This window comes from Bizionia sp. (assembly GCF_048259285.1).
In the GTDB taxonomy this organism is placed as follows: domain Bacteria; phylum Bacteroidota; class Bacteroidia; order Flavobacteriales; family Flavobacteriaceae; genus Algorimicrobium; species Algorimicrobium hallyeonense.
The window spans coordinates 1-12,156 of record NZ_JBLXHU010000050.1 but is presented as its reverse complement, the minus strand read 5'-3'; the positions used below and the strand labels follow the sequence as shown (position 1 = coordinate 12,156).

Annotated in this window: 11 protein-coding genes; all 11 read right to left on the bottom strand. The window is 37.6% G+C overall.

Going from position 1 to position 12,156, the window contains the following annotated elements:
* Positions 1-85: 85 nt before the first annotated feature.
* A complete protein-coding gene (locus tag ACN0QX_RS14075) occupies positions 86-1,099 on the bottom strand; it encodes a glycosyltransferase family 4 protein (protein WP_417197853.1) in 1,014 nt (337 codons plus the stop codon).
* Entirely contained in the window at positions 1,050-2,414 is a 1,365-nt protein-coding gene (locus ACN0QX_RS14070) for an O-antigen ligase family protein (protein WP_417197851.1), read from the bottom strand. The genes ACN0QX_RS14075 and ACN0QX_RS14070 overlap by 50 nt, the downstream gene beginning before the upstream one ends.
* Before the next feature lie 90 nt (positions 2,415-2,504).
* Complete coding sequence (locus ACN0QX_RS14065) at positions 2,505-3,311, bottom strand: transglutaminase-like domain-containing protein (protein WP_417197849.1); 807 nt, start codon at positions 3,309-3,311, stop codon at positions 2,505-2,507.
* Positions 3,312-3,393: 82 nt separating this feature from the next.
* Entirely contained in the window at positions 3,394-4,518 is a 1,125-nt protein-coding gene (locus ACN0QX_RS14060) for a glycosyltransferase (RefSeq protein ID WP_417197847.1), read from the bottom strand.
* Positions 4,515-5,612 carry a glycosyltransferase family 4 protein gene (locus ACN0QX_RS14055; protein WP_417197845.1) on the bottom strand — a complete coding sequence of 366 codons (1,098 nt, stop codon included), beginning with the start codon at positions 5,610-5,612 and terminating at the stop codon, positions 4,515-4,517. Before ACN0QX_RS14055 ends, ACN0QX_RS14060 begins: the two co-directional genes overlap by 4 nt.
* A gap of 353 nt (positions 5,613-5,965) precedes the next feature.
* A complete protein-coding gene (locus ACN0QX_RS14050; protein WP_417197843.1) occupies positions 5,966-7,300 on the bottom strand; it encodes a glycosyltransferase family 2 protein in 1,335 nt (444 codons plus the stop codon).
* Positions 7,301-7,325: 25 nt separating this feature from the next.
* Positions 7,326-8,417, bottom strand: a complete 1,092-nt coding sequence (locus tag ACN0QX_RS14045; RefSeq protein WP_248395093.1) for a glycosyltransferase family 4 protein — start codon at positions 8,415-8,417, stop codon at positions 7,326-7,328.
* A gap of 12 nt (positions 8,418-8,429) precedes the next feature.
* Positions 8,430-9,212, bottom strand: coding sequence for a hypothetical protein (locus ACN0QX_RS14040; RefSeq protein WP_248395094.1), 783 nt, complete (start codon positions 9,210-9,212; stop codon positions 8,430-8,432).
* On the bottom strand, positions 9,209-10,249 hold the full coding sequence (locus ACN0QX_RS14035) for a glycosyltransferase family 4 protein (protein ID WP_248395095.1): 1,041 nt from the start codon (positions 10,247-10,249) through the stop codon (positions 9,209-9,211). Before ACN0QX_RS14035 ends, ACN0QX_RS14040 begins: the two co-directional genes overlap by 4 nt.
* Positions 10,250-10,308: 59 nt before the next feature.
* Entirely contained in the window at positions 10,309-11,079 is a 771-nt protein-coding gene (locus ACN0QX_RS14030; RefSeq protein WP_248395096.1) for a class I SAM-dependent methyltransferase, read from the bottom strand.
* A gap of 70 nt (positions 11,080-11,149) precedes the next feature.
* Positions 11,150-11,887 carry a class I SAM-dependent methyltransferase gene (locus tag ACN0QX_RS14025; protein ID WP_248395097.1) on the bottom strand — a complete coding sequence of 246 codons (738 nt, stop codon included), beginning with the start codon at positions 11,885-11,887 and terminating at the stop codon, positions 11,150-11,152.
* Positions 11,888-12,156 lie beyond the last annotated feature (269 nt).

The window sequence follows — 12,156 nt, the reverse complement described above, 5'->3', positions numbered from 1 at the left end:
AACATGTGGAATTTTAACCTTGAAACTTTGAATTTCAAACACTTTCGCCACGCCATGCCTTCGCAAAAAAAAACATCTCAAGGCATCACCTCAAAACGGCAAACCACTTCTCCTTAACAACCTCCCAATCAAAACCTTCAACCATAGCACGAGCACGTTCCGTCATAGCACCAGTCGCATTAGTATCAGATACCAATTGGACAATAGCAGTTTCAAAAGCATCAGCATCATCAGGCCCCACTAACAAACCTGTTTCTTCATGGGTAATTAAATAGGGTAAACCACCAACATCAGTAGAAACCACTGGCAAACCAAGAGCCATGGCCTCAATAACACTCACCGGCATATTATCAAAATGGGTGGTATTTATAAATACGTTATAATCATGGGCCAAAGCCAACCAATCAGCTTTAGGTAATTTCCCAGTAAACCGCACGGATACAGCCAAGTCAGCGGCCAATTGTTGAACGGCCTGTAAACTCCCATCTCCAGTATCGGGACCTACCATACATAATTCACAGGCATAACCGGCATCTTGTAAACGTTTTAATACCCTAACAGCCAATGACGGATTATAAATGTTTGAAAAGGACCGCACCCAAAGCAGTCGAATGCTTCTATATGTTTTGCGTTCATACCGATACTGGTCAATAGAAAGACTATTCGGAATAAAAACCACAGGCGCATATCCTGGCTTATCAAAAGCTTCCTCTAAATATTTTGAGGGAGAAACCAAACACTGCGCGTGTTTAAAAATCAGGCGACTCCAAAAAGGGGAGCGCTCTAAACGTTTCGGAAGTTCTCCACCATGAAGTATGGGTATATAAGGCAATCGCAACAAGCGACAAAGTTGACTCACCAAAAGTGCATAGTAAAAGTTAGTGGTACTATAAGTATCAATAAGCACCACATCAACACCTTTAGCATAGCGACAAACAGAATAAAGCATAGCCCACATTCGCAACAACTTGTTGGGTTTGGAAGACGCATAAAACACCGTATAGCCTGCCGTTTCAAGCAAGGGCCCTAAAACCGAGATAGCAGATATATTAGTCTGCTGGGTTTTTAAGTGGTTTCCTATGTATAGGACGTTTGTCATGTGTTACATTTAAAAGGGCTAATCCATAAATAAAAGCAGGCATAGCAATCCGCATGGACATATGATTAATAGTTAAAAACCAAAAGGCCAAAAAGGCAAAAAAATAATAATTACCCCTGTTTTTGGCATGCATGTCTAATGGTTTAAAAATCAGGATTAAAAGAATAACAACGCCAAAAAGACCGTGCTCGGCTAAGGTACGACTAATCTCACTATGTGAGGTAACGCCTTGCCCGTCATCCTCAATCCGCTGATCCTTGGCGCGGCTTGAACCAATGCCCCAAAATGGACTACTTATAAAACCTGCTAACTCACCCTCAAATAATTCGGCACGCCCTGTGGTTAAGGAACCCTTATCCCGGCCTAAATGGTCCTTATTCGCATAACGTAAATTCACCAAACCGTCCGTCTGATTAATACTGACAAACCAGGTCATCACCAAACTGATGCAAAACAAACCAAATATAGCGATGACCTCATTTCGTTTTTTCGCGCGAGAATGCCGATAATAATAAAACAAAAATATTAATATGGCCATGATGGCAGCTATCACACCACCTCGGCTCATGGTTGTGATAGCCCGAAAAGTTATTAAGCCCAAAACCGTCGCATTCAAAATTTTCAGCCCCAAACTAGGCGATTTTGTAAACAACCGCACCGCCATTAAAAACATCCCCAATCCCAAGGCGGCCGAAACCTGATTAGCACCCCAACCTCCAGAGGCCGCTCGGTTAGAAGCCGTACTGGTTAATACATCCCGTAAATTAGGCGTATAAAAATACAAATAAGCCGTATGGGCTATAATGGGCAAAACCATAAACAGCATAATTTGGGACATTTGGCTGTAACTTACCCGCTTATCATAGCAAAATAGGGCTGCCAAACCCAAACATACCGGGCCACTCAATACAAAGGCAATATTGGTTCTAAAGTTCGCATCAAAACTCAAAGTGGTTGAGGCCACAAAAATGGAGGGAACCAAAAACATCAAATAAATAAAGTAGGGATAACCTTTACCAGATATGCCCTTATAAAACATACCTATCAATACAAATACAATCACCATGTATTTACCAGCTTCGTAGGAAATAGCACCTTTAGTCGTTCTAAAAAACACCTCCGCACCTACAAAATAGGCACAGGCTTTTAAAACCTCATAAGTTCTAGAGCGTTCTGTTGAATTTATAATACGATACAAGAAATAAAAAACAGCACCAAAAAAGTACAGCTTGGCAATACTCTCATTAAAGTAAATTAAAATCCCTAAAGCGGCGTGGAAACCAATGGCGCTGATATAGGTAATATTGGTTTTCAAAGTAGTTTATATAAGTTTTTTACATGTTTAGGCGCTGCAAGATACTATAAAATTGATTAGTCACAGAAAATGAAATCAAGAAACCAGCACCTAAACAAATATCTTTTTATAATCATCTATTGGAAACTTATAATGATAACTCTTCCCAAACAAGTACACCATAAAATGAATCATAAAAACAGGCACGTAAGGTCGGGCCAATTTCAAATACCGGTCGTATGTTTTGTTTCTATAGTCACATATTAAAAACGGAACAATATCAGGGCTTAAATAATTCTTTGAAACCTGCTTTAAGCTAATATGCTGGTCTGGAAGAAAGGAATCATAGGCAACCGCTTGCCCAGAGCGTGATAAATCATACACTTCCATAACGGATAGCGGTACCCCCTTATTGTTAAAAAAGAAAACACCCCAAGACGGATCAACCAACAACCACTTGTCCAACTCTTGGATATAAACCTCGTTAAAGGAATGACCACCATTAGCCCGATTAAAAGGCGCACTCGTGGTTCCCCATTCCCGGACCTGAATATCATTAATCACACAAAAATTATTAAAAACCTGTGCCATATCACTACACACACCACCAGCACCATACAACAAGGTTTCCAAAGCCTTGTCAGACGGTTCACTCAATCCTGGACCAACGGTAGTATGTTCAGACAACCATAAAACCAACTGTTTTACCAACGCCAAATCCGTCTCAGGCTTGCCAGTTTTAAATATCTCGGAATTAATGCGTGTATATAAATCGGGGATATCAGCTTTCCCGTTAAGCGCATTATAACTACACGAATCAATTACCGCCTCATTGGCGTTTTTTGATAGCAGTCGAAATCGCGTAACATATAAAAAAGGGTGCCGTTTAAGCGTCCAATGTAGTTTTTTAAATACCATTAACTAGGTGAGCGATAATTAGTTTGGTTTAAAAATATCATTTTTTTTTTAATAGACAGCTATTATTAAAAAAAATGCACACTTATAAAATGGCTTTCACTAAACGCTGATTATAAAACGAATAGCTAAACCGCGTCATAGCCTCCAAGGAATGGGCCTTTAACCGGTCAAATTCATCAGGATCTAATTCCAAAACTTGTTTAAAACAAGCCGTCAAAGAAGGCACGTCCAAATCAGCCATTAAAAACCCATTAAGTCCATTTTGGATGTAGTGACTGATGGAAGATACATCAGAAACAATTGGGATACAGCCAAAATTCATAGCTTCGGCTATTACTTTCGGAAACCCTTCAGAGGCAGAGGGCAATACAATTACGTGGCAACGCGTATAAATAGCATGAACGGCATCTCGGGACACAAAGCCATGAAATCTAACGGGGAGTTGTAATTCCTTAACCCTTGCTTCATAATAGGATTGCCGCACACCAGACCCAACCACATGAATGGTTCCAATAGGCTCACGAAATTCCGCTGCCAACCCATGCACGGTTTCCAATAACAAATCCAGACCTTTAGCAGCTTCTAAACGCCCTACAAAACAAAAATCAATAGGATATTCCAAACGCTTTTGTTGAATAACGGCTTGCCCGTCAATAATATTCTGTTCGGTCAAACACGGGTTTTCAAAGCTCAAACACTGTTTAGGCTGGTCATCCCAAAAACCATTAATAGTAACGGGGCGCGATTGACGCGCCAACAACCATTTTTGAAAGCGGTAAGCTAAAGGTGCCTGGGCTTGTTTCCAATTTCCAGCGTATTTAAACCAACCTTTTTTAGAAGAAAATATTAGGAGGTAGGGAATAACATAAACCCCAATGCCCGTAGGGGCACGAAATTGAAAATAATCAGAAGCCTGCAAAGCCTTTCGCACAGTCAATAAAATGTTAGGAGCTTGAAAAATTACATGTAATTTGGCACCCCAAGTGGTACCACCAACCGCTGGTAAAGCTATAAATTCAATCCGGTCAGATACATAAGCTAACGCACTGGGTGGCGCGGTAACATCATGAAGCATAGCCACATGAATAATCCGGTCAAAAACAGCCAAAAGCTCATTAATTTCGGTTACTGTAGAACCTAATCCAACAAGCCTACCATCCGCTTGCCGATAATGTTCTGTATGGGATATAATGGTTAGGGTGCTCATGAAACAAAGGCTATATATCGTTTAATAATCTGGTTCCAGTCGTGCTGCTCGGCCCATGCACGAGCCTGTTTTTTATACGGCGCGGGCGCTGCTAAAACACAGGAAATATAACGGTTAAAAGCGGATGCATCCCTACGGTCCACTAAAAAACCAGAAACACCATCGTGAATGGCATCTTCAATCCCACAGTTTTTGGAACCAATAGCGGGAACTCCTAAAGCATTAGCTTCCAAAATAGCAATCCCAAAGCCTTCCACATCGCCCGTGGAACTTTCCGTACTCAACATAACAAACACATCCGTTGCTTGTAAAACACTTTGCAAGGCAGCATCGGATAGCGCGCCATGAAATATAACATGGTTTGCCACACCCAATACGCTTGCCGTCTTCATAAAGCGGTCTGCTTCACTCGGAATACCTACACAATGATACTGCGCATCAGGATAGTCTTTCAATACCTCGGGTAATAATTTTATAACTTCTAACTGACCTTTTCGGGAACTAACCCGGCCAACCGTAGTTAAAACGGGATACCCCTTCAAATCGGCCTTCTTACCCTGTGCTAAAGGCCATTTTTCCAAATCAATCCCATTAGGAATAACGCTAACGGTCAAGTTTAAGTCAGCCACCAAGCCTTTGGTATAGTGCGACACGGCAACCACCCTTTCAAATTGCTTTAAGGAAATGGCAATAGATTGTTTCAATCCAGCCGATTTAAAATTAACCTCACTCCCATGAATCACCGCCAGCTTCTCGCGTTTATAAAACAAGGAGCAAAAGGCCACATTCCACAACGAAAACTTACCGGTAGCTATCACATAGTCGGAATTTTTAAAACCGGAAAGCGTTTTCACCACCCGATTAAAATACATTAAAAACCGAGGCCTTTGGATAGCAATTCGAGTCACGGCGAAAGGCAATACCGCATCAAAAGCTACCTCCTCCCTATTCACAACCGCACGCTGATCTGCAATAACCCGAACATCATAATGGTTCTTGGTCAAATACAAAGCCAAATAATACGCATGATTCCCTATACCACCCGGTTGTGGCGGAAATTCAGAAGTAACTATGAGTATGCGTTTTTTATTCAATCCAATATATTTTAAGGTATGCTAATTGTGAACGCTACAACTTTTCATTTTTAATTTTTCAATATTCATCATCCGACTGTCATTGCAAGGACGCAGGACGCGGCAAATGCGAAGCATTCACGAACACTAATTTTTTAAAATAGTATGCGTGAGTAATCTCATAATTACAACTTTGCGCCTCTGCGAGAACTTAATTATCACTTGCGACTGCAACTGCGACTAAACCCTAATCATTAATTATTCACTTGTCACTCTTCACTCTTCACTTTTCACTTGTCACTTTTCACTTTTCACTTGTCACTTGTCACTTTTCACTTTTCACTCTTCACTTGTCACTTGTCATTTGTCACTTTTCACTCTTCACTTTTCAATTCTCCAAACAAACTCCCATCCGCCAACTTCCTTCTCGCCAATTGCCAAGAACTAAAAACCTGAACCAAAACCACAGGAAGCAGCAACAAACTTATAAAAATACCAACAACCAATAACAACCGGTTGGTCTTAAATTGATAAGGCAATATCGAAGTGGGTATGGTACGCCACAAAGCCCATCGTGCCGCCGAATTGCCATAGTATTTTCTAAAATAATACAACACACTAGGTATGGGTCTAGGCGCAAAAAAGGTAGAAGGTCTAAAAGCATCCCAACTGCCCATCTCGCGCAAGCCACCTGTTCCAGCTTTTACATCAATACAACTCGCATAGGGGTTCGAAATGCTGCGAATGCCCGCTAAATAAACCCGCGCGCCAAACTCCCCATCACCCATACGCTGTTTTTCAAACTGCCTATCAAACAAACCTACCTGCTCAAAAACCGACCGATACAATAGGGCATTACCCGTAGCAAACTGGGTAGCCATAGCAAAAAAGGAACGGTCTTTTGGAATCCCCTGCCCTTCTGGATAAAAAACACCGGCAGACACCTGTGCTCCAAAAAAATCAAGTCCGCGTAAATGACTGGAAAGCCAATCGGATGGAATCCGTACATCGTCTTCTGATAAAGCAATCAAATTGCCATTCGCGGCTTGTATAGCGGTATTTCGCGCCAGCCATAAGGCCTTTTCTTCTTGGCGTATAACACGAATGGGCAAATTAAAAGACTTATAAAATTCGGGCTGAAAGGGCTCGGATTGGTCCACAATTAGAAGTTCAAAATGTGGATAATCCTGTTTTTCAAAATCTAATAGCACAGCTTTTAAATAGGAATACCGATTCAAAGTAGGAATCACCACACTCACCAACGGCTTTTGGGCCAAAAGTTCAGAGCTAAAGGTCTCCCAATCCGGATACGGAATAGGCGTTATGGCTGTAACGCGTTTAACAGACGAGGTTTGCAACCAAGCGCGAATCTCACGAATCGGATTATGAAAGCTAACAAGACGCATTAACAAGACATAAAGTACCCATGCAGGATGAAACTGCTTACGAATAAAATGATAATTATCGCTTACAGAAACGCTTTCAAACCCGGTATAATGGGGTACATCACCAATAAATCCAGACTGTACAGCTTGCCAAGACAAATCATAATCTTGGGCATATTGAGAAGCGTAACCCCTATCTACCTGAAGCTTATGGATAACGGATACTGGTAAAGCATCTACGCGCGGAAAAGCACTATAACCAGCATGCGATACCAATCGAAAATAATGCGTGGGTTGTAAATATGTTAGAAAATGGAATGGCATGCAAGTAAATTAAGAATAAAAGTCATCATGATGAAGGCATCGTTTGATTTAAAATAACGGTTTTAATTTGATTGTAAATAACATCTTTTTGAAACGTCGCGTCATATATCATTTTAAAATAATCGGATTTCAGACCATTGTTTACCATATAGGGTTCTAATTTATTAATTAATTCTGGAATGTCGTACGGATTAAAACTAAAGTCTTGAATTGGGAATTTTTCCGCATCAATAAAACCTAAAGCACCAAATGACTTTGAAACCAAAACAGGCCGCCCCAAGGCTATCGCTTCAATAAAAACCAATCCAAAAGCTTCGTGAAAACTTGGTAAAACCACGACATCCATAGCATCATAATACGCGACCATATCAGGAACATTTAACAATCCCATAAAAGACACTGTATCATTCAATTCTAATTCACCAACTAATCGCTCTAAATCCTGCTTATAAGGTCCATCCCCAGCAATATATAAATGAATAGTATTTTCATGACCTCTCTTTAACTCATAAATAGCTTTAATCACCGAGACATGGTTTTTATCGGCTAATAAACGTCCTGGGCAACCAATTTTTAGTACAGGTTCATGACTATTTATTGTTGTAAAATTAGAACGGTTGCGATAATCAGAAATATTAGTCCAAAAAGAAATACATTTAGTTTTTTGCTTTGGAACCTTATAGACTTCATGCATTTCGTTTTGTAATTGCATCGAATTAGCGAGAACCACATCGGCCAAATTTAAATAAAACGTTTTGTTAAGAATTTTCAACCAGTTAGGCTTTGTATGACCATAAGCTGTATGAAACCACGCAATATTGCGTTTTACTCCAAGTAACTTACCAAAAAGCAAAGCTGGATTGATATAGCTAAAATTGGAAATAATGACATCAGGTTTACACTTTTTAATAATGCTAAATATAGATTTATAATTATGATAATATCCAGCCCGTTTGTCTCCATAAACATGAATGCCTTTTTGAAAAAAGAAATCCCGTTTGTTCTTCAAATAAAAATTATCTACCTCATATCCGTCTTGACAGAGTTTTTCCGACAACTCTTGAAAAAAACTAGAAAGCAGCCCTTGATTATGTGTATAGAAGATTAAAATTTTCATTGGATTGAAGTATCATTCATTCGCTGTATACCCTTTTAGTTCATTTTTCATTTTTCTATAAAAGTATGGTGCTCTAAAATAATGCCTGATTCCCTTAGCTAACGCTGCCGTAAAGTTGTCTTCATAGGGTGTTCCAAAACCTGCATTGACACCTTTTACCCTTAACGGTCTTTTCAATTGTTTAAAAACACCATGGTAATTACAATATTTTAAAGCAGAATCCCATAAGGCCATCTCAATAGAGTATTTAATGTTTATTGCCTGTCCAACACTTTTTAAGTAAGGAAAAAAGTCTTTAGTAAAAAAGAAACAACGAGCATCCATTTTATTCAGTTTATAAATATTACTTGAGAATAAACATCTATATTGTTCTACTCGCGATAAAAAATTTGAGGTTAACTCCATAATATTTAAAATTTTTAATCTGCCCGTAATTTTAATAATAGAATTAGATTCATTGATGAATTTTGAATGGTCCATTGCATAATTAATAATTTCAAGTTCTTTAGCTCCTTTTCCTTTGTCTGGCATTGATGGTTGTGATGAAAATGTTAAAAACTCTAATCTATTTTTATAAGCTATTTCTTCAAATTCATCAGCCAATAGTACACCAGAATTTTCAACAAAAACTATTTTTAAATTGGTTTGGGTTAAATAATAACTAATTGCCTCAACATATTGCTCTCTTCTAATATCTGGATCTTTTAATGCTAAAGTTGCAAAAGTATTTGGTTTTACTGTGCCTGTCATTAATAGAACAACATTCTCATTTGAATTACTTATTATATTTTTCATTTTTGCAAGCTTAAAAAAAAGTTAAAATCCCTATCTATAGCAACTGAATTTTCGTAAAAATTTAAGAATCTTTTATAACCATTTGCACATATCGTGTTCCTAAATTGGGGTTCAGTAATAACCCGAGCCAATTGATTTTCTAAATCGACTGAATTTCCTGTTTCAAATAACAAACCAGTCTTTTCATGATGAATAATCTCCTTAATCCCAGTATTATCAGCACCTATAACGCAAGTTCCTACACTCATAGCCTCAATAACGGTATAACCAAAGGCTTCCGAATAACTGGGTATTATTGTACAATATGATTCTTTATAAGCCCTTAATACAGTTTCCTTATCCTTTACACCCAGAAAAGTCACATAGTCAGAAATACCTAATGAATGTGTTTGACTTATTAACTCTTGCAAAATTTCTCCTTGCCCTATAATGTCCAATCGCAGATTTGGAAACTTATTTAACAACTTTGAAAACGCCCAAATCAAGACATCTACACCTTTACTCGGATGTAGGCGACCTACATAAAGTAATTTTAGTTTATCCGTTGATACCTCTTTTAATAAGAGCCCATAATCTTTAACCGAATTAGGAAGTACAAAAACCTTGTTTTCTGGTATATTAAAAAAATCGACTATATCCTTTCTAGTAGCATTAGAATTTGCAATGACATTCGTCGCTAATTTATAGATTAATGACTTCCGAAACACTTTATAAGATTTTTGTTCATATTGAGAACTTAATGTACGTATCCAAGCTACTCTGTTCGGTACACGAAGTAACCAGCCAACTATTAAAAAGACATTAACAAAGCTGAACATGGATATCATTAATGTGGGCTTATGCTTTTGCACTAATTTATAGAGAAACCAAAAGTCCTTTGCAGTTACTGGATGTTTAGTAGGCCACTTTAAAACAATTATATTGTCTCGTAAACTAACTTTCGTATTCCTGATTTTGCCCGTTATAACTACAACTTGCTGCCTTTCGGATAGCTTATTACTTAAAGTAATAAAATAATCAGAAGTGGAATTGTCCATTATATTAAAAGTGAGAAATACCATTCAACTGTTACTTTATGATAATTTAATAATTGTTTTTAATCTGATCGCTGATTATTCTTAATTAAATTGGATTTTTCATCATTATCTCCTTTATATATAAATACCAAATTATGATAAAAATGCATTGAGATTATTTTTTTATCAAAATAAGTTTGTTCATAATTTTTAATGATAAACTCTTGATTATTTAAGCAGTCTGTTAAACTCTTGAAATAGTTAAGCATAGTTTTTGAATCGTTTAAATCCAAACTGTTACCTCCATAATCTTCCCAGTATGATGTTTGCGTATCTTCTATTACATAAACTCCGCCATCATTTAACTTTGGAAATAAAATTTTAAAAGTTTCAATTACATGCTCATTTATATGGCTTCCATCATCAATTATTATATCTAATCCACCAATTTCTTTAGTAATACTATTTAAAAATTCTTGATCTACTTGACTGCCTTGAAATATCTTAATTCGTCTTTCTTGTAATTGTCTTTTATCATAAATGTCGAAGCTATTAATTTTACCTAATGGAAAATATTTTTTCCACATTCTTAACGAATTACCACCAACATTAGGATTATCATAACCACCCACACCAATTTCTAACAAATTAATGCGCTTATATCTAAATCTACTTAAATGAGTCATGTAGTGTTGTGTATAAAAATGGCGTCCTACTTTGTCTGTTTTATAAATAGCGCCCAATTTATTTAAATTGCCTCCATAACCCATAGATCGAATGCTATTATAAACATCTCGCAACTTGCGCATACTTGAAGCCGACAAATAATTTCTGATATATTCCTTAATCATATTTAATAAAGTTATTACTGCTTTTGTTCCGAATTAAAAATAGTTAATAGATTTTCACTAGAAATTTGCATTATTTATAAGCCACAGCAACCAAATGAGCCGTATGTTCCTTACGCGTTTCCACGCCTTTAGATTGGAATCGATTAACAACAGTCCCCAATAAGGATTTCATAATCCGAACCGGATTGCTACTTTTTAAACTTTGTAGGCTCCAAACGCGATACTTACCCGTACTAACGGCATAGTGCACATCAACAGTCTCAAAATATAGGGACAGTAAATCTTGCAACTCTTGTCGCGTATAATGCCGCACATGATCTGGGTTTTTCCCAGGGCCTTCATTTTTAATAAAATCACCATTCGGGGTTGTAAAATAAGCCCAACCGCCTTTTTTTATCACTTGAGCTATATGCTTCACAAATAAGTCATCGGCTTCCACATGCTCAATCACTTCAATACTCACCACAGCATCATAAGAATAATCTGGCAAGGTGGACTGTGTCATATCCTGAATAATAACATCTGTTATATTGGAGCGTTTCTTCTGAATGGTTGTTAATATAGAATCCGTAAAACCTAAATTCAAAGCCTCTTTCGTTCCGGCTTCTTGCGGCACATCTAACAAGGTAACAGCGGCTGGTAAATTAATGGTATAAGGCGATTTCCGCCCACCCACATCTAGAATCGATAGGGGTTTTCCGGTGGATACACCAGACTTTAAAAGCCGTTTAAGATCATTTCGAACGGTAACTAAATGAGTCGTCATGAGTGGAAACGTCAGCCAACGCATAAATTCGTACGAGGTCATGGGATATGTTTTTCGTTTAGATTACAATAATAAGTGTTATCTACAAGATTTCCACAAGGTTTCGTAAAAAGCTCTAAATTTTTAAAAATCTAAATTAACAAAAACAAGATTATCAGAGTCCTAAATAATGTTTCTCATACCTTAAACGCATACGGTTTTAGATAAATTACAGGTTCTTAATCCTTTAAGCAGTGTGCTTAATAGCTACAAAATTCAGCCTATCCAAGAGGTATCCTAATATCCGTATGCCGAGTGAAAGGTTTAAAATA